General features: G+C 69.4%; 26 protein-coding genes. 18 read left to right on the top strand and 8 right to left on the bottom strand.

Going from position 1 to position 25,260, the window contains the following annotated elements:
- Nucleotides 1-17 precede the first annotated feature (17 nt).
- A complete protein-coding gene (locus tag NV348_RS34140; RefSeq protein WP_447150607.1) occupies nucleotides 18-656 on the top strand; it encodes a TetR/AcrR family transcriptional regulator in 639 nt (212 codons plus the stop codon).
- Nucleotides 657-669: 13 nt separating this feature from the next.
- On the opposite strand, the gene NV348_RS34135 is transcribed toward NV348_RS34140, so the two are convergent.
- Nucleotides 670-1,329 carry a TetR/AcrR family transcriptional regulator gene (locus NV348_RS34135; protein ID WP_447150606.1) on the bottom strand — a complete coding sequence of 220 codons (660 nt, stop codon included), beginning with the start codon at nucleotides 1,327-1,329 and terminating at the stop codon, nucleotides 670-672.
- Nucleotides 1,330-1,470: 141 nt separating this feature from the next.
- Here NV348_RS34135 and NV348_RS34130 point away from each other — a divergent pair, with 141 nt between their 5' ends.
- The 5 genes from NV348_RS34130 to NV348_RS34110 all read left to right on the top strand — a co-directional run bounded on the left by NV348_RS34130 (nucleotide 1,471) and on the right by NV348_RS34110 (nucleotide 6,334).
- Nucleotides 1,471-2,271, top strand: a complete 801-nt coding sequence (locus NV348_RS34130) for an alpha/beta fold hydrolase (protein WP_447150605.1) — start codon at nucleotides 1,471-1,473, stop codon at nucleotides 2,269-2,271.
- Nucleotides 2,268-3,716: a flavin-containing monooxygenase gene (locus NV348_RS34125; RefSeq protein WP_447150604.1), complete on the top strand. Its 1,449-nt coding sequence runs from the start codon at nucleotides 2,268-2,270 to the stop codon at nucleotides 3,714-3,716. Before NV348_RS34130 ends, NV348_RS34125 begins: the two co-directional genes overlap by 4 nt.
- Nucleotides 3,713-5,377 carry a GMC oxidoreductase gene (locus NV348_RS34120; protein ID WP_447150603.1) on the top strand — a complete coding sequence of 555 codons (1,665 nt, stop codon included), beginning with the start codon at nucleotides 3,713-3,715 and terminating at the stop codon, nucleotides 5,375-5,377. The genes NV348_RS34125 and NV348_RS34120 overlap by 4 nt, the downstream gene beginning before the upstream one ends.
- Nucleotides 5,378-5,397: 20 nt before the next feature.
- Nucleotides 5,398-5,931 carry a DUF4334 domain-containing protein gene (locus NV348_RS34115; RefSeq protein WP_447150602.1) on the top strand — a complete coding sequence of 178 codons (534 nt, stop codon included), beginning with the start codon at nucleotides 5,398-5,400 and terminating at the stop codon, nucleotides 5,929-5,931.
- Between the two features lie 79 nt (nucleotides 5,932-6,010).
- A complete protein-coding gene (locus NV348_RS34110) occupies nucleotides 6,011-6,334 on the top strand; it encodes a hypothetical protein (RefSeq protein ID WP_447150601.1) in 324 nt (107 codons plus the stop codon).
- 58 nt (nucleotides 6,335-6,392) lie between these two features.
- Here NV348_RS34110 and NV348_RS34105 read toward each other — a convergent pair whose 3' ends face one another.
- Complete coding sequence (locus NV348_RS34105) at nucleotides 6,393-7,037, bottom strand: TetR/AcrR family transcriptional regulator C-terminal domain-containing protein (RefSeq protein WP_447150600.1); 645 nt, start codon at nucleotides 7,035-7,037, stop codon at nucleotides 6,393-6,395.
- 95 nt (nucleotides 7,038-7,132) lie between these two features.
- On the opposite strand from NV348_RS34105, the gene NV348_RS34100 reads away from it, so the two are divergent.
- From NV348_RS34100 to NV348_RS34085, 4 genes are all read left to right on the top strand, one after another.
- On the top strand, nucleotides 7,133-7,504 hold the full coding sequence (locus tag NV348_RS34100) for a nitroreductase family deazaflavin-dependent oxidoreductase (RefSeq protein WP_447150599.1): 372 nt from the start codon (nucleotides 7,133-7,135) through the stop codon (nucleotides 7,502-7,504).
- A 93-nt stretch (nucleotides 7,505-7,597) separates the two neighbouring features.
- The gene (locus tag NV348_RS34095) at nucleotides 7,598-8,848 is read left to right on the top strand and encodes an MFS transporter (RefSeq protein WP_447150598.1); all 1,251 of its coding nucleotides are present in this window, start codon (nucleotides 7,598-7,600) and stop codon (nucleotides 8,846-8,848) included.
- A 25-nt stretch (nucleotides 8,849-8,873) separates the two neighbouring features.
- Nucleotides 8,874-9,056 (top strand): hypothetical protein, encoded by a 183-nt coding sequence (locus tag NV348_RS34090; RefSeq protein WP_447150597.1) that lies wholly within the window; start codon nucleotides 8,874-8,876, stop codon nucleotides 9,054-9,056.
- 85 nt (nucleotides 9,057-9,141) lie between these two features.
- On the top strand, nucleotides 9,142-10,599 hold the full coding sequence (locus NV348_RS34085; RefSeq protein ID WP_447150596.1) for a hypothetical protein: 1,458 nt from the start codon (nucleotides 9,142-9,144) through the stop codon (nucleotides 10,597-10,599).
- Here NV348_RS34085 and NV348_RS34080 read toward each other — a convergent pair.
- Nucleotides 10,529-11,008, bottom strand: a complete 480-nt coding sequence (locus NV348_RS34080) for a MerR family transcriptional regulator (RefSeq protein WP_447150595.1) — start codon at nucleotides 11,006-11,008, stop codon at nucleotides 10,529-10,531. The genes NV348_RS34085 and NV348_RS34080 overlap by 71 nt on opposite strands.
- A 50-nt stretch (nucleotides 11,009-11,058) precedes the next feature.
- Between NV348_RS34080 and NV348_RS34075 the strand changes: the two genes are divergently transcribed.
- Nucleotides 11,059-11,928 carry an NAD(P)-dependent oxidoreductase gene (locus NV348_RS34075; RefSeq protein WP_447150594.1) on the top strand — a complete coding sequence of 290 codons (870 nt, stop codon included), beginning with the start codon at nucleotides 11,059-11,061 and terminating at the stop codon, nucleotides 11,926-11,928.
- 46 nt (nucleotides 11,929-11,974) lie between these two features.
- Here NV348_RS34075 and NV348_RS34070 read toward each other — a convergent pair whose 3' ends face one another.
- Both NV348_RS34070 and NV348_RS34065 read right to left on the bottom strand, forming a co-directional pair.
- Complete coding sequence (locus tag NV348_RS34070) at nucleotides 11,975-13,078, bottom strand: glycosyltransferase (RefSeq protein WP_447150593.1); 1,104 nt, start codon at nucleotides 13,076-13,078, stop codon at nucleotides 11,975-11,977.
- 247 nt (nucleotides 13,079-13,325) lie between these two features.
- Entirely contained in the window at nucleotides 13,326-14,051 is a 726-nt protein-coding gene (locus NV348_RS34065) for an SIR2 family NAD-dependent protein deacylase (protein ID WP_447150592.1), read from the bottom strand.
- 129 nt (nucleotides 14,052-14,180) lie between these two features.
- On the opposite strand from NV348_RS34065, the gene NV348_RS34060 reads away from it, so the two are divergent.
- On the top strand, nucleotides 14,181-14,918 hold the full coding sequence (locus tag NV348_RS34060; protein ID WP_447150591.1) for an SCO6745 family protein: 738 nt from the start codon (nucleotides 14,181-14,183) through the stop codon (nucleotides 14,916-14,918).
- On the opposite strand, the gene ppk2 is transcribed toward NV348_RS34060, so the two are convergent.
- Nucleotides 14,915-15,850 (bottom strand): polyphosphate kinase 2, encoded by a 936-nt coding sequence (gene ppk2 / locus NV348_RS34055; RefSeq protein ID WP_447150590.1) that lies wholly within the window; start codon nucleotides 15,848-15,850, stop codon nucleotides 14,915-14,917. The genes NV348_RS34060 and ppk2 overlap by 4 nt on opposite strands.
- 206 nt (nucleotides 15,851-16,056) lie before the next feature.
- On the opposite strand from ppk2, the gene NV348_RS34050 reads away from it, so the two are divergent.
- Nucleotides 16,057-17,541 (top strand): sugar porter family MFS transporter, encoded by a 1,485-nt coding sequence (locus tag NV348_RS34050; protein WP_447150589.1) that lies wholly within the window; start codon nucleotides 16,057-16,059, stop codon nucleotides 17,539-17,541.
- Here the strand turns inward: NV348_RS34050 and NV348_RS34045 are convergent.
- On the bottom strand, nucleotides 17,538-18,497 hold the full coding sequence (locus tag NV348_RS34045; protein ID WP_447150588.1) for an AraC family transcriptional regulator: 960 nt from the start codon (nucleotides 18,495-18,497) through the stop codon (nucleotides 17,538-17,540). The genes NV348_RS34050 and NV348_RS34045 overlap by 4 nt on opposite strands.
- 278 nt (nucleotides 18,498-18,775) lie before the next feature.
- Here NV348_RS34045 and NV348_RS34040 point away from each other — a divergent pair, with 278 nt between their 5' ends.
- Nucleotides 18,776-20,002 carry a hypothetical protein gene (locus NV348_RS34040; RefSeq protein WP_447150587.1) on the top strand — a complete coding sequence of 409 codons (1,227 nt, stop codon included), beginning with the start codon at nucleotides 18,776-18,778 and terminating at the stop codon, nucleotides 20,000-20,002.
- Nucleotides 20,003-20,169: 167 nt separating this feature from the next.
- Nucleotides 20,170-21,135, top strand: coding sequence for a metallophosphoesterase (locus NV348_RS34035; RefSeq protein WP_447150586.1), 966 nt, complete (start codon nucleotides 20,170-20,172; stop codon nucleotides 21,133-21,135).
- A 10-nt stretch (nucleotides 21,136-21,145) separates the two neighbouring features.
- On the opposite strand, the gene NV348_RS34030 is transcribed toward NV348_RS34035, so the two are convergent.
- Nucleotides 21,146-22,150: an AraC family transcriptional regulator gene (locus tag NV348_RS34030; RefSeq protein WP_447150585.1), complete on the bottom strand. Its 1,005-nt coding sequence runs from the start codon at nucleotides 22,148-22,150 to the stop codon at nucleotides 21,146-21,148.
- Nucleotides 22,151-22,258: 108 nt separating this feature from the next.
- Here NV348_RS34030 and NV348_RS34025 point away from each other — a divergent pair, with 108 nt between their 5' ends.
- The 3 genes from NV348_RS34025 to NV348_RS34015 are packed head-to-tail and all read left to right on the top strand — an operon-like array spanning nucleotide 22,259 to nucleotide 25,222.
- Nucleotides 22,259-23,233, top strand: coding sequence for a quinone oxidoreductase family protein (locus NV348_RS34025; protein WP_447150584.1), 975 nt, complete (start codon nucleotides 22,259-22,261; stop codon nucleotides 23,231-23,233).
- Nucleotides 23,234-23,258: 25 nt separating this feature from the next.
- A complete protein-coding gene (locus NV348_RS34020; RefSeq protein ID WP_447150583.1) occupies nucleotides 23,259-24,125 on the top strand; it encodes a TauD/TfdA dioxygenase family protein in 867 nt (288 codons plus the stop codon).
- Nucleotides 24,126-24,169: 44 nt separating this feature from the next.
- Nucleotides 24,170-25,222: a beta-keto acid cleavage family enzyme gene (locus NV348_RS34015; RefSeq protein WP_447150582.1), complete on the top strand. Its 1,053-nt coding sequence runs from the start codon at nucleotides 24,170-24,172 to the stop codon at nucleotides 25,220-25,222.
- The last annotated feature ends 38 nt before the right edge of the window (nucleotides 25,223-25,260 follow it).

The following is a 25,260-nucleotide window of genomic DNA, read 5'->3' as shown; positions in this document are numbered from 1 at the left end:
CGCGAACGGTCCCGCTCATGACGATCCTGCACAGCGACATCCTGCGCACCGAGGACGAGGACGCCCCGCCGAATTCGGCGACGGTCGCGGCGCGCGCCGAACGGTTGCTCGCGGCGTTGAACGCGGCGCGTGAGGTGTTCGTCGCGCACGGCTATCACGGCGCGAGCATGGATCAGATCGGTCTGCGCGCGGGCATGAGCAAGCCGGTGCTGTACACGCTGTACGCGAACAAGCTCGATCTGTATCTGGCGGTGCTGCAGCATCATCTGGACCGGATGGTCGGCGGGATCCGCAGTGCGCTGGCCGGTGCGACCGGGCAGGAGGACAAGGTCCGGCGCGCGGTGCTGGCCTACTTCGACTTCGTCGACGAGGACCCGGACGGGCACGTGCTGATCTTCGAGTCGCCGGTGCCGAGCGAGCCGAGTGTGCGGTGGCGGTCGCGGCACGCGTTCGGTGAGTGCGCGGTGCTGGTGAGTGCCGAGTTGCGTGCGGCCGGGATGGACGACGCGCGGGCCTTCACCTGTGCGTTCGGTGTGGTCGGCGCCAGTCATCTGGCGGCGCGGCAGTGGCTGGACACGGGCAAGCCGATCTCCAAGCGGGACGCGGTGGAGACGACGGTCGCCCTGTGCTGGAACGGTTTGGCCGGGATCGGCTGACCCGGCGCCGGTGTCAGTCGACGACGGCGGGTAGGGGGCTGCCGTCGAGGAGCTCGTCGCTGGGTAGCCGGCCGATGAGCACGGCCAGCGCGCGCTTCCAGCGGCGGACGACCGCTTCGCGTTCGCCGAGGGTGCCGGTGAGCATGGCCGTCATCGACAGGCCGGTCAGCAGGTCGATGGTGAACTCGACGAGGACTTCCGCGCGGGGGTCCGAGGCGTAGGGTTCGCCGACGACGTCGAGGTAGAGCCTGCGCATCTCGGTGAAGACGCGCCGCTCCTCGTGGACGAGGCGTTCGCGGAGCTCGGCGTCGGTGCGGGCGGCGACCCACAGGTCCAGCGCGGTGAAGAAGGCGGGACTGTTCAGGTCGCGCCAGGCCAGGTCGACGATCGATTGCAGCCGGTCGCGGCCGGACGGCAGGAGTTCGGCTTCGCGCTGGAACTGCTCGAGCCGTAGATCCACGACGCGGGTGGTGGCAGCGATGAGCAGTTCCGCGCGGGTGGGGAAGTGATGCTGCACGGTGCCGCGGGCGAGTCCGGCGCGTTCCTGGACGGCGCTGACGGTGGTCGCCGCGTAGCCGCGTTCGAGCAGGCATTCCGCCGTGCAGGCGAGGATCAGGGCCCTGGTCGAGGCGCGGCGTTCGGCCTGGGTGCGGCGCGGTTGTTGCAGGGTCACCCAACAAATCGTACGCGGTGACGGTAACAAGGGCGAGCGGCGGGCGAATCGGTGTGCGATTGCCTATTGACGCAGGGCCAGCGACCTGATGCAATCAAGAAACCGTACGCAGTAACTGTTTCTTCTGAGTGAAGGGCTGCGATGACGCAGATCTCTCATATTCGCCGGGGCGCCGGCTCGCCGATCGTGCTGGTGCACGGGCTCGGCAGCCGCTGGCAGATCTTCGCGCCGGTGATCGATCTCCTGGCCGAGCGGCACGAGGTGATCGCGCTCGACCTGCCGGGATTCGGCGCCTCGCCGGCGCTGCCCGGCGTGCTGCCCGGCCCCCGCGGGTATGCCGACTGGATGGCGCAGTGGCTCAGCGACAACGACATCCGGCGCCCGCATGTCGTCGGCAGCTCCATGGGCGGTGGGATCGCCCTCGAGCTGGGGCGTTGCGGTGTCGCCGCCGCCGTCACCGCCTTCTCGCCCGTCGGCTTCTACGGCCGGCCCGGCCTGCGCTGGGTCCAGGGGTCGCTGACCGCCATGCGCGCGGTCGCGCGATTCGCCGGTCCCGCGTTGGACAAGGCGGTCGAGTATCCCGCCGGGCGTGCGGCACTGCTGGCCGTGATGTTCGGGCATCCGAGTCAGGTGACCCCGGACGCGGCCCGAGTCGACCTGGCCGGCCTGGCGGGCGCGACCTCTTTCACCGATGCCCGCGACGATTTCGCCACCTATGTCCTCGACGCGAGCGACGACCCCGGCGCGCTGACCACGATCCCGGTGACGATCGCCTGGGGCACCCGCGACGTCGTGCTCACCCACCGCACCCAGAGCGCCCGCGCGCGAGCGGTGTTGCCGTTCGCCCGCCACACCGACCTGCCGGGCTGCGGTCACCTGCCCTTCAGCGACGCCCCTGACCTCTGTGTCCGGACCATCCTCGACAACCGGAGTGCGACATGAAACCTTCGATCGCGGTCATCGGCAGCGGATTCGGTGGCCTGGCCGCCGTGATCGCGTTGAAGAAGCGGGGCTTCGACGACATCGTCGTGTTCGAGAAGGCCGACGAGGTCGGCGGCGTCTGGCGCGAGAACACCTATCCCGGCGCGGCCTGTGACGTGCCCTCGCCGTTCTACTCGTACTCCTTCGAGCCGAATCCGCGCTGGCCGCACCGCTTCTCGCGGCAACCGGCGATCCTGGACTACATCCGCGACGTCGCCGAGAAGTACGACGTGCGCCGCCACATCCGCTTCGGCACCGAGGTCACCGGGGCCGCGTTCGACGACGCGAGCGGTAAGTGGACCGTGCACCTGGACTCGGGCGACGCCGTCGAGGTCGATGTCGTCGTGCCCGCGGTCGGCCAGCTCTCGCGGCCCGCGCTGCCCGCCATCGACGGCCGGGAATCGTTCGCGGGCACCGCCTTCCACTCCGCGGAGTGGAACCACGACATCGATCTGACGGGCAAACGCGTCGCGGTGATCGGCACGGGAGCCAGCGCGGTCCAGTTCGTGCCCGAGATCCAGCCGCGCGTCGGGAAGCTGACTCTGTTCCAGCGCACCGCGCCCTACATCGTCCCGCGCCCCGACCGCGAATTCAGCGACCTGCACCATCGGGTGTTCGAGAAGCTGCCGGTGACCGAACTGGCCGAGCGTGGCACCTGGTACAGCGTGGTCGAAGGACTCAGTCTGGCCTGGGTCTACGCCAAACCGCTCGCCGCCACGATCAGAGCGATCTCCCAGTGGCACATGCGCAGACAGACCGCGGCCAAACCGGGCCTGTTCGAGCAGGTGTGGCCCGACTATCCCATCGGCTGCAAGCGGATGCTGTTCTCCGACAACTACCTGCCCGCGCTGACCCAGCCGAATGTCGAGGTCAGCACCGACAAGATCACCGGGATCACGCCCACCGGGGTGTGCACCGCCGACGGGCGCGAACACGAGGTCGACGTCATCATCTGGGGGACCGGGTTCAAGTCGACCGAATTCCTCGCGCCGATGGCGATCACCGGTACCGGCGGGCTCGCGCTCGACCAGGAATGGCGCACGGGCGCACACGCCTACTACGGCATGACGGTGCCGCGGTTCCCGAATCTGTTCATCATGTACGGGCCCAACACCAATACCGGTGGCGGCTCGATCATCTACTTCCTCGAGGCCCAGGCCGAGTACCTGGGTGACTACGTCGCCCATCTCGCCGCGACCGGGAAACCGCTGACGGTGCGGCCCGAGGTCGAACAGGCCTACGACACCCGGATCCAGGCTCAGCTCACCGACAGCGTGTGGAGCCGATGCTCGTCGTGGTACCGGCAGGCCGACGGCCGGATCACCACCAACTGGCCGCTGCTCGGAATCCAATACAAGAAACAGGCGCGATTCGACGCCGCCGACTACGAGGTGATCTCCGCATGACTGACTACGACTACGACGTGATCGTCGTCGGCTCCGGATTCGGCGGCAGCGTCACCGCGCTGCGCCTGACCGAGAAGGGGTACCGGGTCGGCGTTCTCGAATCCGGCCGGCGCTGGAACGCCGAGGACTATCCGAAGACCAACTGGAACATCCCCAAGGCCATCTGGGCGCCGCGGCTGGGTCTGACCGGGCCGCAGCGGATCAGCGTGCTCGGCAAATGCCTGGTGTTCAGCGGTTCCGGGGTCGGTGGTGGCTCGCTGATCTACGGCAACACCCTTTACGAGCCGCTGCCGGAGTTCTATCAGGACCGCGCGTGGGCGCACATCACCGACTGGAAGAGCGAACTCGCGCCCTACTACGACCAGGCCAAGCGGATGCTCGGCGTCGTGGAGAACCCGCGGATCGGCCCGAAGGACGAGGTGCTGCTGCAGGTCGCGCGCGGCATGAACGTCGCCGACACCTTCCATCGCACCCAGGTCGGGGTGTTCTTCAACGAAGGCGAGGAGGGCGTCGAGGTCGAGGATCCGTACTTCGGTGGCGCGGGGCCGCGGCGGGCGGGCTGCATCCACTGTTCGGACTGCTTCACCGGCTGCAAGCACAACGCCAAGAACACGACCACGGTCAACTACCTGCATCTGGCGGAAAGCCGTGGCGCGCAGGTGCATCCGCTGACCACGGTGACCTCGGTGGCACCCGACGGCGACGGCGGGTACCGGGTGGAGACCGTCGCGTCGAACGGGTGGCTGCGCAAGGAGCGACGCACGTTCACCGCTCAGCAGGTGGTGTTCGCGGCCGCGGCGCTGGGCACCCAGAAGCTGCTGCACAAGCTGCGCGCCGACGGCACGCTGGCGCAGCTCTCGCCCCGGGTCGGTGAGCTGACCCGCAGCAACTCCGAGGCGATCATCGGCGTCACCAGCAAGTCCCGCAAGGACTTCTCCCAGGGCGTGGCCATCACCTCCTCCATCCATCCGGAGCCGCAAACCCACGTCGAGGTGTGCACGTACGGCACCGGGCAGAACGCGCTGTTCCTGCAGACGGTGCCGATGGTCGACGGAGGCGCGTTCCGGTTCCTGCGCCTGCTGCTGACGATACTGCTGCACCCGATCCAGTTCCTGCGGTCGCAGAACGCGCACGGCGCCTCGAACCGGTCGGTGATCCTGCTGGTCATGCAGTCGCTGGACAACTCGCTGACCTCGTACCTCAAGGGGCGCAGGCTGGTCACCGAACAGGGCAGCGGCGAACCGAATCCGGAGTGGATTCCGCTGGCGCACGAGATCGCCCGCAAGTACGCCGACGAATGCGACGGTGTCAGCGGCAATATCGCCACCGACATCTTCAACATTCCCGCCACCGCGCACTACATCGGTGGCTGCACGATCGGCGACTCGCGCGAGACCGGCGTGATCGACCCGTACCAGCGGATCTACGGCTACCCCGGCCTGCACATCGCCGACGGCAGCGCGATCACCGCGAACCTCGGCGTCAACCCGTCGCTGACCATCACCGCACAGGCCGAACGGGCGATGGCGTACTGGCCCAACAAGGGCGAGGCCGACCCGCGCCCGGCACTGGGTGCCGGCTATCAGCGGATCAGCCCCGTCGCGCCCACCCATCCCGTGGTGCCCGCCTCGGCGCCCGGCGCGCTGCGCCTGCCCGCGTGAACCGTTCCGGAGAGGATTCCATGACCGCCACCGATCAACTCGCCGCGCTCGGGCCCGCCTGCAGCAGGGCGGCGGCGCTGGCACTGTTCGACAGCCTCCCGCCGGTGTCGCCGGCCGAGCTGACCGGCCGATGGCACGGGCGCGAGCTGGCCACCGGGCACGGGCTCGACGGGTTGCTCGAGGCGTCGGGCTGGTACGGCAAGCAGTTCGACGGCGTCGACAACGTGCATCCGCTGCTGTTCTGCGATCCCGCGGGCGAGATCTTCGCCGTCGATCCGAAGAAGGTGCCGCTCGGGGTGGCCGACAAGGTGCCGCACGCGCTGGTGCGGCGTGGCCGTGGCCTGCTCGGGGTGTTGAAGCCGGCGTTGCGCACCCGCAAGTACCGGGCGCGGTTGCGGCCGGTGGAACATCGCGGGGTCGTGACGGCGGCGATGGTCTACGACCATTTGGCGATCATCGACGTATTCCGCCGGGTCGACGAGGACACCGTGTTCGGTCTGATGGACTTCCGTGACCTACCCGATCCCTATTTCTTCGTTCTCGGTCGGGACTGACACACAACACGGCTGGTAGTTCGGCGCGATCAGGGGTAGGCATGGGATATGGAACGGCTCGTCGAAAGGACGGCAGGCCATGGCTACACACCGCGATCCGTGGGCTGACCACCACGATCCGCACGTACACAGGTTCCCTGATACCGAACGCACGTTCCGCTCGCACGCGGGGGAATCCATCCAGGACTCCCTCAACTGGCCCGGTTTGTTCCTCATCGGTGTCGGCATCGTCTTTCTCGCCGCGACCTTGACGGCCGCGGGTTCCGGCTTCGCCGGGTGGGCAGTGATCGCAGGGGTGATCTGCGGCGTGTGCCTGCTGTCGGGAGTGACGATCGTGCTGGCCGAACATCGCCGGATCAAGGTCGGTGAGGGACTGCACCTGACAGATCCCGGCGGTCACTGAAAGGCGGGCGGTAGTCCACGTCCGGGCGGGCAAACCCCGCCCGGCGGTGGTCGCTGTGTCAGGTGCGGCGTTTGTCGAGTGCGTCCAGGATCAGGTCCAGCCCGTAAGCGAACTCGGTGGAGTGGTCGTAGCCCGGGCGCAGCGCGTGGTCGACGATCAGCTCGGTGAGATAGGGCAGTTCGTCGGCGGGCAGATCGGCGAGGATGTCTCCTGCGACGTCCTCGACCTCGCTCGGTGTCCGCACCGGCAGGTTCGCCTCCTGCAGTACATAGCCGCCGACGTAGCTGTCGATGAGTGAGACGGCGTGCGCCGCCATCGGCAGGGTGAATCCGGCGGTGCGCAGCACCCCGAGGACGGCATCGTGGTGGCGCAGCGTCGCCGGGCCCGGATGGCGACGGGAGTCCATGAGGCCGAGTGCCCACGTGTGCTGAGACAGGACGCGGTGCGCGGAGGTCGCGCGGGCGCGGATCGCGTCGCGCCAGTCGTCGCGGTCGGTGGCGGGCAGGTCGATCGCGGCGAATACCGCGTCGACCACGCCGTCGAGGATCGCGTCCTTGTTCGGCACGTGGTGATACAGCGACATCGCCTCCACTCCCAGTTCCTGGGCCACCCGCCGCATCGTGATCGCTTCCGCGCCGGCGCGGTCCGCGACGCGGATGGCGGCGTCGAGGACGCGTTCCCGGTTGAGGGGTGGTCGGGTCACGGCAGCTCCTCGGCTCGACAGTGTTGACAAGCTTACAGTCGTAAGTCAGCCTTACATGTGTAAGACCAGCCGGGACGCACAGTGAGGAGAGCCCGATGCCGATGCCGCGGTGGTGGGGTCACATCAACAAGCGCGTGTTCAATCCGCGCGCGATCAAGGGCGGGAAATGGCCGGTGCTCACCCACGTCGGCCGGCGTTCGGGGACGACGTATCACACGCCCCTGGACGCCTATCCCGTCGACGGGGGATACCTGTTCGTCCTCGTCTACGGCGCGCGCTGCGATTGGGCGCAGAACGTGCTGGCCGCGGGCCGGGCCCGGCTGCGGGTCGACGGGCGGGAACTCGATCTCACCGCACCGGTCGTCGTGGGGGAGGCCGAGGCGTTCCAGGCGCTGTCCGACGACGTGGCGCGGCCACCGAAGCTGCTGCGCATCACCGAGTTCCTGCGGATGGACCTGGCCGCCTGATCCGCTCGCGCTGATCGACCTCCTGGACAGTTCCGATCGTGCGCGGAGGCAACGATTGGACCGGCGTCCATCTTTGCCGCACTGTTGACCCTCATGAGTGAACATCCGGCCCAGCGGCGCACTCTCGCCGTGCTCGTGGCCGCCCAGATCTTCAGCGGGGCGGGTCTCGCCGCGGGCATCACGGTCGGTGCGCTGCTGGCGCAGGACATGCTCGGATCGACCGGCCTGGCCGGTCTGCCGAGCGCGATGTTCACCGTCGGGTCCGCGGCGGCCGCGGTCGGCGTCGGCCGGATCTCGCAGCGCGCCGGGCGCCGGGCCGGTCTGACCGTCGGCTACCTGGTCGGAGCGCTCGGCAGTTTCGGTGTCGTCGTCGCGGCGGTCACCGGGAGTATCGGGCTGTTGTTCGCCTCGCTGATCGTCTACGGCGCCGGTACCGCGACCAGCTTGCAGGCCAGGTACGCGGGCGCCGATCTGGCCACCCCGGCGCATCGGGCCCGGGCGATCAGCACGGTGCTCGTCGCGACGACGGTCGGCGCCGTGGTCGGACCGAATCTGTTGCACCCCATGGCGAGTCTGGCCACCGCCTGGGGAATCCCGCCACTGTCAGGGCCGTTCGTGCTCTCCGGGACGGCCTATCTGCTCGCCGGTCTGGTGCTGTGGGTGCTGCTGCGGCCCGATCCGCTCATCCTCGCCCGCGAGCTCACCGCCACCGACGAACCCGCCCCGACAGCCACCGCTGCCAAGACCTGGTCGGCGCCGATCGTGGCCGGCGCGACCGTCATGGTGGTGACCCAGCTGGTGATGGTGGCGGTCATGACCATGACCCCGATCCACATGCAGCACCACGGCCACGACGTCGGCGCGGCAGGCATCGTGATCGCCGTGCACGTGGCGGGCATGTATCTGCCCTCGCTGATGTCGGGCATGCTCGTCGACCGGATCGGCCCGGGCCCGGTCGCCGTCGTCGCGGCGGGCACCCTGGTCGCGGCCGGCCTGGCGGCGGCGCTGGCACCACCGAGTTCGGTCCTCGCGCTGGCCGCCGCCCTCGGCCTGCTCGGGCTCGGCTGGAACCTGGGCCTGATCGCGGGCACCACGATGATCGCCGACGCCACTCCCGTCGCGACCCGAGCCCGCACCCAGGGCACCGTCGACGTCGGTATCGCCGTCGCCGGAGCGGGCGGCGGCCTCGGCTCCGGCCTGATCGTCGCGGCGGCCGACTACCCCGGCCTGGCCTACCTCGGGGCGGCGATCGCCTTGCTGATCGTCCCCGCGTTGGCCTGGAGCGCCCGGCGGCCCCGCACCGGTGCGCAGGCACGTCCGGTCGATGCCCGTGTCGACGGCTGACCGGCGGTTATGCGATGATCGCCGGATGACCGGCCCGGCGAGCACCACCCGCATCCTCGGCCTGCTCGGTGGCGTCGCGGTGGTCCTGCTGCTCACCAACTGGAGCCCGATGCGCGCGGTCGCCTACGCCGTCATCTGGTCGCTGGCCGCCGTCGTCCTCGTCGTGCGCGACCGCCGACGCCCCGCCGAGCAGTCCACCCCGGAGTAGCCGGGCACACCGGCAATCGTGTGGACCGGACGATGCGGCGACCCTAGGATCGTCGGATCGTGTCCGGGCAGTGGGGGTAGTGGTCGTGTCAGCCGTACGCAGCGGTGCCAGCTGGGTAGCCTCGTTCGTCCCGCTGCTCTCGCTCGGCCTGCTGACCTGGCCGCTGTTCGCCGTCCTGGCCCTACGCGCACGGTCGTGGCCGCTGGCCGGTGCCGCGCTCGGCTACCTGGGGCTGTTCGCCCTGGAAGTGTGGGCGACCGAGCCGGATCCGGTACGCGACACCGTCTTCGACATCTGCCTGTTCCTGCTGATGGTGGGCGGCACCGCCCATGCGATCGCGGTGCGGCGGCGATGGTTCAGTCCCACACCCGTGGCGGCGAATGTCCAGATGGGGGCCGCCGAATACGCGGTGGTGGCCGCCGGGACGGCCGAATCCACCCGCACGGCCGAATCCGAACCGGTGCAGCGGTTGCTCGACGAGATCGACCAGCTCGTCGACGCGAGCCTGCGCGACGGTGAACCCCGCGTCGGCTACGACTACGACGACCCCACCTATCCCGACTGCCCGAACCCGCACTGCGGCGAACCGTGGCACGGACTGGCCATCACCCAGCAGATGGAGCTGATGCGCGACTACGGCGAGGTCGACATCGGCTACGACTACCGCGCCGACGACAGCCTCGTCCTGTGCCCGGGCTCGGCGTTCGAGGGGCAGTGGCCGACCCCACCCCGGGTCGGGGCCGCCACGCGGTGGGAGCCGGAACAAGGTGCGGTGCACACGGATCCGTCGCCGGAGCCCGATCCGCTGGCCGAGGCCAGGGCCCGGGCCGACAGACTCTGGACCGCGCTCGCGCGACCGGCGGTCCTGCTCGTGGTCACGAGCTGGCTGCTCGCCCTCGTGTCGATGTTCCTGGCGCCGGCGCACTGGCGCTGGCTGACGGTGCTCGTCGGTGCCGTCGCGCCGATGTGTGTCGGCTGGCTGTACGGGCGGCGCGGTGACCTCTTTCCCGCCGGGTATGTGCGCGCGCGGTTGCGGGCCCGGCCCGCCACGGTCCTCGCCGTCGGTCTCGTGGTGTGCGCGGGCTGGCTACCGTTCCGCTGGGCGCGTAACCCGCCACTGGACCCGCGGCAGGGGTACGTCGCGCTGATCATCGCCTGCGCGGCGGCCTGCGTCGGACACGCGGTCGTCCAGATCGGCCGGGTGCTGCCGGTGGGCGCGGCCGAGAACGAGACCGACGCGAAGGCGCACGGCGAGAACCTGGTGGTGCTCGGCTTCGGCTGGATGCTGTTCGGCCTGCCCAGCACCCTGCTGTTCGGGTGGATCACGAGCTACTGGGCGTATCAGCCCGGCGCGATGTGGGCGGCGGTCGCGGTCAATACCCTGATCGTGCTGAGCTTGTTCCTCGAAGCCGGCGCGATCAAGATCATCACGAAAGCCCGTGACGACGGCGACATCCCGATGATCGTGTTCTTCACGGTCGGCGCGGGCGCACTGCTGGTGTGGTCGGTGCTGCGGATCGCGGCGACCACGTTCCAGCCATGAGGTCGGCGGGCACCGGTTCGCGGCCGGAACCGTCCAACGGCGGATAGCTGTCGCCGCCGGTGCGCTCGGCCGCCGCGATGTAGTCGGCGAGCGCGTCCCGGGACCGGGCGAGCCGATCGATCTGCTCGGTGATCCGGCGCATCCGGGACCGCATGGCGCCCAGCAGCTCCGGGCACCCGGGCAATTCGGGGACCTCGCCCTGCGCGCACGGCAACAGATAGGCGATGTCCTCGGAAGACAGCCCCGCGCCCAGCAGATGCCGGATCTGCTGGACCCGCAGCACCGAACCCTCGTCGTAGACGCGATAGCCGTTCGCGCTCCGCTCGGCCGCCAGCAGACCTTGCGCCTCGTAATAGCGCAGCTGGTGGGCGTTGACACCCGTCCGATGACTCAGTTCCCCGATCCGCATCCGAATCCTCACTTGACCTTCACACCGGTATGAACGTTGACGATGCTGCCATGGACAACACCACCGACACACCCGTCACCGTCATCGGACTCGGCCTGATGGGCCGCGCGCTCGCCGGCGCGCTGCTCGACGCCGGGCACCCCACCACCGTCTGGAATCGCACCGCCACCAAGGCCGACGAGCTGGTGGCCCGCGGCGCACACCTGGCCCCGACGGTCGCCGAAGCCGTCGCCGCCGGGACTCTCACAATCGTCTGCGTCACCGACTACCCGGCCGTTCGTGACCTGTTCGGCGACGCCGTGCCCGCCGGCGCGACGCTGCTGAATCTGACCTCGGGTGACTCGGCCCAGGCCAGGGAAACCGCGCGCTGGGCCGCGCAGCAGGGTGTGCGCTACCTCGACGGCGCCATCATGGCCATCCCCTCGACCATCGGCACCGCCGACGCGGTGATCCTGGTCAGCGGAGCGCAGGACGACTTCACCGAGCACCGATCGACCATGGCAGCACTCGGAGCCGTCAGCTTTCTCGGTGCCGACCACGGACTCGCGTCGCTGTACGACGTGGCCGGGCTGGCCATGATGTGGAGCGTGCTCAACGCCTGGCTGCAGGGCACGGCGATGCTGCGCGCCGCCGGGGTCGACGCGGCCACCTACGCACCGTTCGCCCAGCAGATCGCGAGCGGTGTCGCGACGTGGCTGCCCGGTTACGCCGCCCAGATCGACCAGGGCGCGTACCCCACCGAGGTCGCGGCCCTGGAGACCGATGTGCGGTCGATGGCGCACCTGATCGAGGAGTGTGAGTCGCTGGGCGTCAACGCCGAGCTGCCGAAGTTGATCATGGCGATGGCCGATCGCGCGATCGTCGCCGGGCACGGTGGGGAGCAGTATCCCGTGCTGATCGAGGAATTCGGCAAGCCGTAGCACGAACCGGCAGAGCCCGTGGGACGCAATCGCTGTCGCCCATCGCTCAGCGGGCGGCCGCGAGCGTGACCACATCGTCGGCGACGTCGGCGATGCCGGGCATCGCGGCGATCTCGGCCGCCACCGACCGTGCGGCGGTGGCGAGGTCGCGATCATTGATCAAGGTCGTGAGGTGGTCGGCGGTGATCGACCGGGCGGACACCGCGATGCCCGCGCCCCGGCGTCGCACCGCGGTGGCGTTCCAGGCGCGATCGCCGGGGGCGGGGGTGGCCAGCTGCGGGACGCCCGCCTGCAGGGCGGCGAAGACCGAGCCCGCGCCCCCGTGGCCGACCATGGCCGTGCAGTACGGGAGGGCTTCGTGCAGGGCGATCCAGTCCGTCGTCCGGACGCTGGCCGGAAGCGCGGTGGCGCGCAGAGTCTTTCGATCGGGACGGACGATGACGATCTCGGCGTCGACCTCGGGTGCCGCGCGCACGATCGCGCGCAGCATCGCGTCGGGACCGTCGCCGAGCATCGTGCTGCGGGTGACCAGAATGCGGGCGCGCGTGGGTGGTTCGCGCAGGAACGGTGGCGTGCGGACAGCGGGTGGGGCATACGGGGTGTAGCGCAGCGGTCGCCCGCTCACCTCGACGATGCTCGGCGGGGCGATCGACAGGGTCTGCGCCGGCGCGGGAACATCGGCGTCGGAGAGCAGCCGCAGCAGTTCCCGCCGGATGACGATGCCGTCGTCGAGTGCGATGTTGTGCAGGATCGCGGGCACACCGAGCCGCTCGGCCACGATCGCGGCGACCGAGGCGAACGGTTCGTGCACGATCAGCTCGGGCCGGAACTCGCGGGCCGCCGCGAGCAAGGGGGCGAGCATCGGCCGGTTGGTGACGGCGAAGACCCGGGCGCCACCCGGCGCATCGGCCATCCCGCGCGCCGAACGCACGGCCAGCAGGGGATGGGCGCCGAGACCGCGCACCACCGAACGGACGTAGTCGATCGGTGGTGCCACCTCGACGACCGGAAGTTGCGTACGCACCGCGGTGGCGGCCGCACCGCCCGTGGCGACGAGGACCCGATACCCGTGCCGGTGGAGCTGGGTGGCCAGCGGCATCATCGGGAACAGATGCCCGAGCAGCGGCATGGCCACGAACATCACCCGCATCAGGCCTCCGTCGCTAGCGTGGCCACGTCGGCCGGTCCAGCTATACGGAACAGCGGCGCGCCGGGTTCATCGGAACCCGGCCGCCGCGCCGAGCGGCACCGAGAGCCGGCTGCCGGACATCGGATGCGCGACGCCGATCGCGGCCGTTCTGGCAGGCCACCACTGCCGTCCCCGAATACCGGCGCGTACCAGTGGAACCGGTCGTGGACCCGACACCAGCCGGGCCACGATCACGCCGGGACCGGAATCAGCCGAGGGTGGCCAGCAGGGCGGGCAGGGCTGTCCCGATGGGCTCGCGGATCACCTCGTCGGCGAGGGCGTCGTAGGGCGTGGGCTCGGCGTTGACGATGATCAGCCGGGCGCCGTGCTCGGCGGCCACCCCGGCCAGCGAGGCGGCGGGCTGCACCTGCAGGCTCGTGCCGACCGCGATGAACACGGTGCATGCCTGCGCGATCGCCATCGCGTGACCGAGAACGTCGGGATCGAGGGCCTGGCCGAACATCACGGTGGCCGTCTTGAGAATGCCGCCGCACCGCAGGCAGGCCGGATCGTCCTCACCCGCCGCGATCCGCTCCAGGGCGGCCTCGGTGGTGGTGCGGTCACCGCAGTCGGTGCAGACCGCCGTGCGGGCGTTGCCGTGAAGTTCGACGACCTTGCGGTCGGGCAGGCCGGCGAGCTGGTGCAGACCGTCGACGTTCTGGGTGATCACCCGCACCGCGACCCCGCTCGTCGCCAGCGCGGTGACCGCGTGGTGAGCGGCGTTCGGCTGGGCCCGCCAGGCCGGGTGTTCGCCGCGCATGAGCCAGGAGCGGCGACGGATGTCGGGATCGCGCATGTAATAGTCGTAGGTGACCAGCTTCTGGGCGTCGGGATCGCGCTGCCACAGGCCCTGCGGGCCGCGATAGTCGGGGATCCCGCTGTCGGTGGAGACACCGGCGCCGGACAGGATCGCCACGAGGGGTCGGCTGGTCATGCGGTTCAGCCTAGGTCGGCCGGTCGGTGTGGTCGACGAGATTTTCCGCTGCCGATCTCGACGAGGGGGTGCCGAATCTGGCTATTGCACGCTAAAGTCTGCCTGAGTGTACAGAGCGGAAGGTGGACGATGGCGTCGACAGCAGTGAAACAGCAGGTACTCGAACTCGGTGGGGCGTTCATGATCTCGCGCGAGGCCAGGGAGTTCGGGCAGGCGGTCGGAGTCCCCGGCTTCCACGGCGCCTACACGCGCGGACGGGGCGGCGTGCTCGGTGACGTCGATGCCGATGTCGTCTCCGCGGCCTTCGGCTTCTTCGAACCCGGATGTGTCCGGGCTGCCTGGGAATCCGTGCCGCTGCCCGCCGCCGACGCGGCCGTGGCCTACCTCGCCGCCTGCCACGACTTCGGGCGGCGCAAGCTCGCCGCCTTCGGCGACGCCGACCGGCTCGCCGAACTGCTCGGCAGGGTCGTCGCCGCGGCACCGTCGACCGGGCTGGCGCTGTTCGCCGGCTGGCGCGCGATGCCGCTGCCCACCGACGGCAGGGCCGCCGCGCTGCAGCTGACCCACGTCCTGCGGGAACTGCGCGGCGGCCTGCACCTGGTCGCGATTCTGGCCAACGGGCTCACCCCGCTGCAGGCGATCCTGATCGCGGGTTCGCCGATGTCGGACGGCCCGACCCACGCGCGCACGCTCGGCTGGTCCGAACCGTTCGAGCAGATCACCGACGATCAGCGGGCCCGCTGGGAGGCCGCGGAGTCGTTGACCGACGAGCTCATCGCGCCCTGTTTCGATGCCCTCGACGCGGCCGAACGCGACGAGCTGGCCACCTTGATGTCCGCCGCGCACACCGCCGCCCTGGTGCGTTAGGACCCGATCACGTCGCGACCGCGGCCCACGATCAGTGGGTCCGCGGTACCGACGATCTCGGTGTCCTTGTTGTCGTACTCGAAGCGATTGAGCACGTGCCGCATCGCGTTGAGCCGGGCTCGCTTCTTGTCGTTGCTCTTGACCACGATCCACGGCGCGTGATCGGTGTCGGTGTGCTCGAAGTTCTGTTCCTTGGCCGCGGTGTACTGCTCCCACTTGTCGAGCGAGGCCAGGTCCATCGGCGAGAGCTTCCAGTGCCGTACCGGGTCGACCTGGCGGATCGCGAAGCGGGTGCGCTGTTCCAGCGGAGACACCGAGAACCAGAACTTCACCAGGTCGATGCCGTCGTCGACGAGCATCCGCTCGAACAGCGGCGCCTGCGCGAGGAACCGCCGATGCTGTTCGGGCGTGCAGAAACCCATCACCCGCTCGACCCCGGCCCGGTTGTACCAGGACCGGTCGAACAGCACGATCTCACCGGCCGCGGGTAGGTGCTCGACGTAGCGCTGGAAGTACCACTGGGTGGATTCGCGGGCCGACGGCTTCTCCAGCGCCACCACCCGCGCGCCGCGTGGATTCAGATGCTCCATGAATCGCTTGATGGTGCCGCCCTTGCCCGCGGCGTCGCGGCCCTCGAAGACGATGACGATGCGGCGCCCGGTCGACTTGGTCCAGTTCTGCAGCTTCAGCAGCTCGATCTGCAGCAGGCGTTTGTCCAGCTCGTACTCGGTGCGCGACAGCCGTTCGTCGTAGGGGTAGCCCTCGCGCCAGGTGTCGACGATCAGCCCGCCGGGCGCGGTGAGCAGCACCGGATCGTCGTCGTCGCTGTCGTCGACGGTGAACGCCGTGGTGTCGGCGAGGTTCACGGCGGTGGCGAGATCGGCGATCTCGCTGACCGCACGGGGGATCGGACGCGTCTCGACATCGGTCATCTCGCGGACGCTAGACGACGAGCGTGTCGCCGAGGTGAACGTGCGGTGTGGCGCCGCCGCGCAGCGAATCGTGTACCGGCCCTTCGGGGCACCGTCGGCGCTGTGCGTGTCTCGACGAAGCGGACCCGCAGGCCGGGGCATACTGCGACCACACCACACAGCGACCAGCGTGGCACGAGTGCCGCGCCGCGGAGAGGACGACGCCGATGTCCGACGGAGGTTCTTTCACCGATCATTCGGCTGCGCCCGACGAGGAGAGCGCGGCGGGCAGCCACATCATCCGGATCGCCTCCGTCGCGGCACTGGGTGGTCTGCTGTTCGGTTTCGACAGCGCGGTGATCAACGGCGCGGTGTCGGCGATCCAGGGCGAATTCGGTGTCGATGACGCGGTTCTCGGCTTCGCGGTGGCCTCGGCGCTACTCGGCGCCGCCGCGGGCGCGATGACGGCGGGCCGGATCGCCGACCGGATCGGCCGGATCAAGGTCATGAAGATCGCGGCCGTGCTGTTCTTCATCAGCGCGGTCGTCACCGCGCTGGCGCCCAGCGTGTGGATCCTGGTGATCGGCCGCATCATCGGTGGTCTCGGCGTCGGCGTCGCCTCGGTCATCGCCCCCGCCTACATCGCCGAGACCTCACCGGCGCGCATCCGCGGCCGGCTCGGATCGCTGCAGCAGCTCGCGATCGTGCTCGGTATCTTCCTGGCCCTGCTCGTGGACTATGTGTTCGCCGAGATCGCCGGCGGGGCGAGTGAGACGCTGTGGCTGGGCCTCGAGGCGTGGCGGTGGATGTTCCTGTCGATGATGGTGCCCGCGGTCGTGTACGGCGTGCTGGCCTCGACGATTCCGGAGTCGCCGCGCTACCTCGTGGCCACCCATCGCATTCCCGAGGCTCGCAAGGTGCTGGCGCTGCTGTTCGGCGAGAAGAACCTCGAACTGACGATCGGCCGCATCGAGGACAGTCTCAAAGGCGATGTGAAGCCGTCGTGGAAGGATCTGCGCCGCCCGGCGGGCGGGGTCTATCCGATCGTCTGGGTCGGTCTGCTGCTGTCGGTGTTCCAGCAGGCGGTCGGCATCAACGTGATCTTCTACTACTCGAACGTGCTGTGGGAGGCGGTGGGATTCGAGGAGTCCCAGTCGTTCCAGATCAGCGTGTTCACCTCGGTGGTCAATATCGCCACCACGATCGTCGCGATCCTGCTCATCGACCGGATCGGGCGCAAGCCGCTGCTGCTGATCGGTTCGATCGGCATGACGGTCACCCTGGCGACGATGGCGGTGTGCTTCGGCACCGCCGAGCAGGTACCGAACGCCGAGGGCACCTTGGAGCCGCAGCTGACCGGGGCGAGCGGGCCGATCGCGCTGGTCGCGGCGAATCTGTTCGTCGTGTTCTTCGGCATGAGCTGGGGCCCGGTCGTGTGGGTGCTGCTCGGCGAGATGTTCCCGAACCGGATCCGCGGCGCCGCGCTGTCGCTCGCGGCCGCGGGCCAGTGGGCGGCGAACTGGGCGATCACCGTGTCCTTCCCGAGCCTGAAGAGCTTCTCGCTGGGCGTGGCCTACGGCATGTACGCGGCGTTCGCGCTGCTGTCGCTGCTGTTCGTGGCGCGATTCGTGCCCGAGACCAAGGGCATGTCGCTCGAGGACATGGACGCCGCGACCGGTGTCGGTCGGCCCGCGTCTCGGCCTGATCGCTAGGGCCGCACCATCTGCCGGTAGTCGGCCGGTGTCGCGCCGACCGTCTCCCGGAACGCGCGGTGGAAGCCGGACTCGCTGCCGAAACCGCAGGCGGCGGCGATCGCGCCCATCGACTGGTAGCGCTCGCGTTGCAGCAGCTTCTTGGCGCGATCGATGCGGATCACCTTGATGTGGTGGGCGATACCGCCGCCGCCGACGATGCGGTACAGCGTGCGCCGGGAGACCCCGCACGCCGAAGCGACCATGTCCGCGGTGAGTTCGGGGTCGCACGCGTTGGCGCGCAGGAAGTCGAAGACCTGCTGCCGCAGCAGCGCGGTGATCTCCTCCGGTTCGCTCCTACGGCGGGCCGCGGTCGCCACGGCGGCACCGAACAGACCCAGCGCGTGCGGAACCAGCGGGGCCGCCTGCGCCGGGTCGGTAGCGACGAGGTCGAACAGCGCGGTGAAGCACGAGGTGACGGTCGGTGCGACGGTGCCGGGACCGAAGGCTTTGGCGGTGAGCGAACGGGTGTCGGCGACCGAGATCCGGCGCGTCGGCACCTGCACGACCAGTTCCTCGAAGGTGGAGGTCCAGGTCGCGCAATAGGGGCGGGTGCTGTCGAGGAAGACCAGGGTGCCGGGCTCGGCTTCGACGGTGCGGCCGTCCTGTTCGAGGACAGCGCGCCCGTCGAGGGTGATGACGCCCAGCACACAGTCTTCGGCGTCGGCGCTCAGGTCGACGTGGCGGCGGCGGGCCCGCTGCGCGTCGGCGCGCACCCGGGAGAGGCCGACGGCGTTCTCCAGCGTGGCGTACTCGATCCGCGCGTGGTAGTCCGCGGTGGTCATCGGATCGACCTGCATGCGGAAGTACATCGCGCACACGCTGTCGCGCCAGTAGTCGAAAGCCTCCCTGGGGGAGACGCTCTCGGTGCTGAGCACCAGGGGAGACAACCGGTCGACCATCGGCCCAGTATCCATCGGGCAACCGTCGTTGTCGCCCAATCGTGGTGACGTCCACGATCGGGCGCGTGTCGGTCCGGCACAGCGCGGTGCGGGCTCGGCACCCCAGGCCGCTACCTCGTGGCGAACACCCATGTTCGGTGAATTCAGATTAACTGAACGTACGTCCAAATTGGTCGGGTGTTCATGTAAATGACACTGTTTCGGAAACCGCGCGGCCCTAGGTTCGTCTCGCACCTTTCACCCGATGCCCTCGGCGGTGTGCCGAGCGGCCGCCCAGCCGGAGATCACTGCGCATGCGTCTGCCCCTGTCCCGCCTCGCCACACCCTGCGTCGGTTCCCTCACCGCGCTCACCGTGGCCGCCGGTGTCCTGCTCGCTCCCGGAACCGCGCAGGCGAGTACCGAGGACACGCTCGCGGCCACCCCGATCGGTGACGCGGCGGCGCTGTGCGTCACGGGCGCACCGACATTCGACGACGTGGTGACCGCGGCCGCGTCGATCCTGCGCGGCCTGGTCGGGCCCGCGCAGCTGGCCGCCTACGACCAGCAGGTCGCCGAATTCCGCGCCGGGATCGCCGCGGTGCGGGTGCACCGCGACGGGTTGCCGATGCGGCCGGAGCTGGTCGGCACCCGGCCCGCCGAACTCGATGACCCGATCGTCACCTACCTGGTCAACGGCCTGGACGCGGTGCGCACCGGCCGGATCGATCAGACGATGTCGGTCTCGCAGCTGACCGTCAACGACGCGATCGAGGTCTTCATCCTCGCCACCGGCATCGTGAAGATCCCGGCCAAGCTCGCCGCGGGCATGGTTCCCACGGTCGGGATCTTCCTCAAGCCGATCGTCGGCGCGGCGTTCTCCGGCACCAAAGCCTTGGCTCGGGCGGTCCAGAATTCGATCGATGCGGGTTGTGTGGCCCCGAACGTGTACCCGCCGCTGGACCTCGGCGCGGCCACGACCGAACCCGTCGACGTCCCCCAGCCGATCGAGGACCTGGCCGCCCTGGTCATGACCGCCGACGGCACCTGCACGCCGGTCGCCGACCTGACCATGGCCGCCGTCGTGGAACGCTCGCGGGCCTTCCTGACCAGCGGCGCCGTACAGATCGACACGGCCGCGGTCGATCAGGCCGCCGCGGACCTGCAGTACTTCCTGGCGGGCAACCGGGTCGCCAAGGTGATGCTGATGCGCCGCGCCGACGACCTCGGACCGCTGGTCGAAACCCTCGACCTGGGTCCGCTGACCTTCCTGGCAAACCTCGGCGCCGACGTCGCCGCGGGCACCGCGCTCGACACGGTACCGCTGGCCCAGGTGGAGGTGGAGAACGCCTTCGACCTGGCCACGCTGACCCTCGACATCACCAGCCTGCTGTTCTCGGCGGGTAGCAGCGTCGCCGGGTACGCCGGGGTCGCCGACACGGTCCTCACGCCGCTGTCGATCGTGCAGAAACTGGTCTTCGCGCCGACCGACTACGGCGCCCCCATCGTGCGCGGCGTCATCCAGTCGATGTGCGCGGTGTAAGTTTCCAGCGATCCCAGACCAGAAGGTGAGTATCCACGTGTCGCACTCCACCCCAGGTTCCGCCCCGGACGGTATCGGCAGGCGGGAAGTTCTGGCCGAGCGCGGCGGGCGTCGCCGCCGGAATCTCCCTCGTCGGGCTGACGCCCGCCGCGGCGGTCCCGGCCGAGGTGCCGAAGTTCGCGCCCGGCGCCACCGGTCGCACCGCCCGGATCCTGATCACCGGTGACGCGGGCACCGGCAGCCGCACCCAGTGGGCGGTCGCCGACGCGGCCCGCGCATTCCACGCGCGCGAGCCGTTCACGATGGCGCTCGGTCTCGGCGACAACATCTACGACACCGGCCCGAACGGCCCCGACGACGCCCAGTTCGCCACGAAGTTCGAGGATCCCAACGCGGGCCTGGACTTTCCGTGGGCCATGGTCCTCGGCAACCACGACACCTCCGCGGTGTTCCCGGGCGACGGCGGCTGGCTGACGCGCGGCAATTTCGAGGTCGAATACCACGCCAAGTCGCGCCGCTGGTGGATGCCGAGCCGCTACTACTCGGTGCGGGTGCCCGAGGAGAACCCGGTGGTGGAGTTCTTCGTGCTCGACGTCAACCCGCTGGCGGCCTACATCCCGCCGCTGCTCGACCCCTACTGGTCGGTGGACGGTCAGTACATGAACGAGCAGCGCGCCTGGTTGGACCGGGCGCTGGCGGAGTCGACCGCGCCGTGGAAGATCGCCTGCACCCACCACGCCTACATCAGCAACGGGCCGCACGGCGACGCGGGCAACTACGAGGGTCTGCCGATCGAGCCGATCAACGGCGTGCACGCCAAGCGGTTCTTCGAAGACCATGTGCTGGGCAAGGTGTCGTTCCTGCTGTCGGGCCACGACCACACCCTGCAGGTGCTCGAGCCGACCGCGGCGATGAAGGGCACCCGGCAGCTCGTCTCGGGTGCGGCGGGCAAGACGGCCTCCGGCCAGCCCGCGGCGCCCAAGGGTTCCGCGCATCCCGCGCTGTACGAGACCCAGCACGAACTGGGCTTCATGGTGATGGATGTGAGCCAGGAGAAGGTGAATCTGCGAGTCGTCACCGTGGATGCCGCCGCCGGTGCGGGCACCCAGGTGTTCGACCGTCGCCTGGCCTGAGCGCGGCCGGTCAGTGGTGTGGGTTCAGCTCACGCCACTGCCGGGGGCTGGTGCCGTAGTGGGCGCGGAACCAGCGGGAGAAGTTGCTCACCGAGGAGAAGCCGAGCAGATCGGCGACCTCGGTGAGGGAGTGGCGGCGGTGGGCGACCAGGCGTTCGGCCAGTGCGGCGCGGGTGTCGTCGACGATCGCGGTGAAGCTGGTGCCGTCCTGGGCGAGTCTGCGGTGCACGGTGCGCCGGTCGACGCCCAGACTGCGGGCCACCTGGTCGACGGTGCAGCGCCCCGTCGGTAGCAGCAGTTCCACGAGTTCGCGGACCCGGTCGGTGACCGTGGCTTCCCGCGTCGGCGCCAGCGTGCCCATCAACTGCTGCGTGTAGGTGCGCAGCAGTGGGTCGGCCATCGCGTTCGGGGCGTCGAGATCGGTGCTGTAGGTGAGGATTCCGTCGAAGTCCTGGTCGAACTCGACGTGCGGACCGAACATCTTGTAGTAGGTGGCGCGATCGCGCGGCGCGGGGTGCGAGAAGCAGATCTGCATCGGCCGCCAGGTGGGCCCCACGAAGCCGCGCAGCAGTCCGTGCAGTACCCCGGTGGTGAGCTCGACGGCCTGGCGGACCGGCGCGGGCCTGCCCACATCGACCGAGATCCGCAGCGTGGCCACACCGTTGGCCTCGACGATCTCGGTGTGCAGTGCCTCGTTGTACATGTGCTCGTGACGCGCGAGCAGTCGCAGCGCGCTGCGCACATCGGGCTCCTCGCGGATGACCAGGCTCAGCGGGCCGAGGTTGGCGAAGCGCCGCAGCTGCGCCATCCGCAATCCGAAGTCCTCCCGGCCGGATTCGGCGGCCGAGCGTTCCAGCAGTTCGGCGACGGCCTCGGCCGGAATCCAGCGGTCCTGGGTGCCGAAACCGGCCGGATCCAGGCCGCAGTCACGGATCAGCCGCGCGGGCTCCAACCCGAGTGATCGGGCCAGTTCGAGGTAGTCGTTCAACGACGCGTACCGGGACAACGGCTTCACTCGACCACCTCCTCGATGTCCCGAGATGAATAGTTTTCTGTCCCGTCAGGATAAGCACTGATCGGGGCGCGTCCCTACTGTTATGTCCATCACACCGAAGGAGATGCAGTGGCACACGCAATTCGTTTCGCCGAGATCGGCGGCCCCGACGTGATGCGGTGGGAGACCACCGAGGTCGGCGATCCGGGGCCCGGCCAGGTCCGGCTCCGCCACGAGGCCGTGGGACTCAACTTCGCCGACACCTACTTCCGTACAGGTCTCTACCCGGCCGTCCTGCCCGCCGGGCTCGGCGTCGAGGCCGCCGGGGTCGTCGAGGCGGTCGGGCCCGGCGTCGCCGGTTTCGCGCCGGGCGACCGGGTCACCTACACCGGTAGTCCGCTCGGCGCCTACAGCACCGAACGGGTCATGCCCGCCGAACACCTGATCGCGCTGCCCGACGGCATCGCGTTCGACATCGCGGCCGCCACGACCATGCGCGGTCTCACCACCGCCTACCTGCTGCGGCGCATCCATCCGCTGCGCGCGGGCGACACCGTCCTGCTGCACGCCGCGGCCGGCGGGGTCGGTCAGCTGTTCACCCAGTGGGCCAAGCTGCTCGGCGTCCGGGTGATCGGCACCGTCTCCAGCGAGGAGAAGGCGGCCGTCGCCCGCGCGAACGGCTGTGACCACGTGGTGATCTACACCAGGGAGGACGTCGCGACCCGGGTCCGCGAGATCACCGACGGCGCGGGCGTCCCCGTGGTCTACGACAGCATCGGCAAGACCACCTACCAGTCCTCGCTGGACTCGCTGGCCCGGCGCGGCCTGCTGGTGTGCTTCGGCACCGCGTCGGGTCCGGTGCCGCCGATCGAGGCGATGCAGCTCGCCGTCAAGGGCTCGCTGTTCGTCACCCGCCCCGCCCTCGCCGACTACATCGCCGACCCGGCCGAACGCGCCGAACTCGCCGGTGAACTGCACGACCACCTCACCGCGGGCCGCCTGCGGGTCGAGATCAACCAGCGCTACGCACTCGCCGACGCCGTCCAAGCGCACCGCGACCTCGAAGCGGGCCGCAGCGTCGGCGCCTCGGTTTTCACGCTCTGACGCGTCCACCGGAAAGGAACCAGCCATGACCGTCCGTACCGCGATGAAGGCGGAACCGCTGACCGCCACCATCGGCGCCGAACTGCACGGGGTGGATCTCGCCGAAGTCGCCGCCGAGGACACCCTGTTCGCCGAACTGCGCGCGCTGCTGCTGCGCCACAAGGTGCTCTTCGTCCGTGACCAGGACATCACCCGCGCCGAACACGTCGCGCTCGCCGAACGTTTCGGCCCGCTCGAAGGTCACCCGGCCCTGGGCAGCGACCCCGACCATCCCGGCCTGGTCCGCATCTACAAGGACCTCGACAGCCCGGCCGAGCACTACGAGAACGCCTACCACTGCGATGCCACCTGGCGAGTGAATCCGCCGATGGGCTCGGTCCTGCGGTGCGTGGAATCGCCGCCCGTCGGCGGCGACACCATCTGGGTGAACATGGTCGAGGCGTACAGGCGGCTGCCGCAGGAGGTGAAATCGCGGATTGCGCATCTGCGGGCCCGGCACAGTATCGAAGCCAGTTTCGGTGCCGCGCTCCCCGACGAGCAGCGCCTCGAACTGCGCGAGCGTTTCCCCGACGCCGAACATCCGGTCGTGCGGATTCACCCGGAAACCGGTGAGGACATTCTGTTCGTCAATTCCTTCACGACCCATCTCGTCAATTACCACACACCGGAGAACGTGCGATTCGGCGCCGATTACGCGCCGGGTGCGAGCGAACTCCTCAATTACCTGATGCGCCAGGCGAGTATCCCCGAGTACCAGGTGCGCTGGCGCTGGACCGAGAACAGCTTCGCGATCTGGGACAACCGCTGCACCCAGCACTACGCGGTGCAGGACTACTGGCCCGGCGTCCGCAAGATGGAGCGCGCGGGAATCATCGGCGATCGCCCCTACTGACTCCTTCTTTTCCTTTCATCTGCAATTCCGATCGGAGTACCCCCATGCATTTTCACGACGACGCGCTGTTCCCCGAGAACCAGGAAAAGCTGGTCATCACCGCTGCGCCCTACGGCCCGGAATGGGAACTCGACGATTTCCGGGAAGACCTTCCGCTGACCATGGACGAGCACGTCCAGCAGGCCGTCGACTGCTACGAAGCGGGCGCCACCGTGCTGCACATCCACGTGCGCGAACTCGACGGCAAGGGGTCCAAGCGGCTGTCGAAGTTCAACGAACTGCTCGGCCGGCTGCGCGAGGCGGTGCCGGACATGATCCTGCAGGTCGGCGGATCGATCTCGTTCTCGCCGGAAGGTGAGGGCGCCGACGCGCTGTGGCTGTCCGACGACGCCCGTCACATGCTGGCCCAGCTCGACCCCAAGCCCGACCAGGTCACCATCGCCATCAACACCAGCCAGATGAACATCGTCGAGCTGATGACCGAGGACGACATCAAGGGCACCTCCTTCGAGCGGCCCGAGGTCTATGAGGCATACCGGGAGATGTATGTCCCCGCGGGCCCGACCTGGGTCGCCGAACACCTGAAGCGCTTGCAGGCCAACGGCATCCAGCCGCACTTCCAGCTGTCGAGCATTCCCCAGCTGGAAACGGTCGAGCGGCTGATCCGGCGCGGCCACTACACCGGCCCGCTCATGCTGACCTGGGTCGGCATCGGCGGCGGCTTCGACGGCCCCAACCCCTACAACATGATGGAGTTCATCCGCCGCACCCCCGACGGCGCGGTGCTCACCCTGGAGACGCTGATGCGCAGCGTCCTGCCGGTGAACACGATGGCCATCGCCATGGGCCTGCACGCCCGCTGCGGCAACGAGGACACCCTGTGGGGTCGCAAGGGCGAGAAGATGACCTCGGTCCAGCAGATCCAGCAGTTGGTCCGGATCGCCGGTGAACTGGGCCGCGAGGTCGCCACCGGCAAGGAAGCGCGCGAGATCTACAAGCTCGACGAGCGCTACGCCGACGCCGACGAGACGCTGGCCAAGATCGGGTTCGCCCCGAACCGCAAGCCCGGCCAGGTCGGGTTCACCCACCACGCCTGACCCCTCCCGGGGATCGGCTTCCCTGTCTCGACAACCCG

Source organism: Nocardia fodinahabitans (assembly GCF_052983615.1).
The sequence above is the reverse complement of the archived record's forward strand: the minus strand, read 5'-3'. Positions and strand labels throughout refer to the sequence as shown.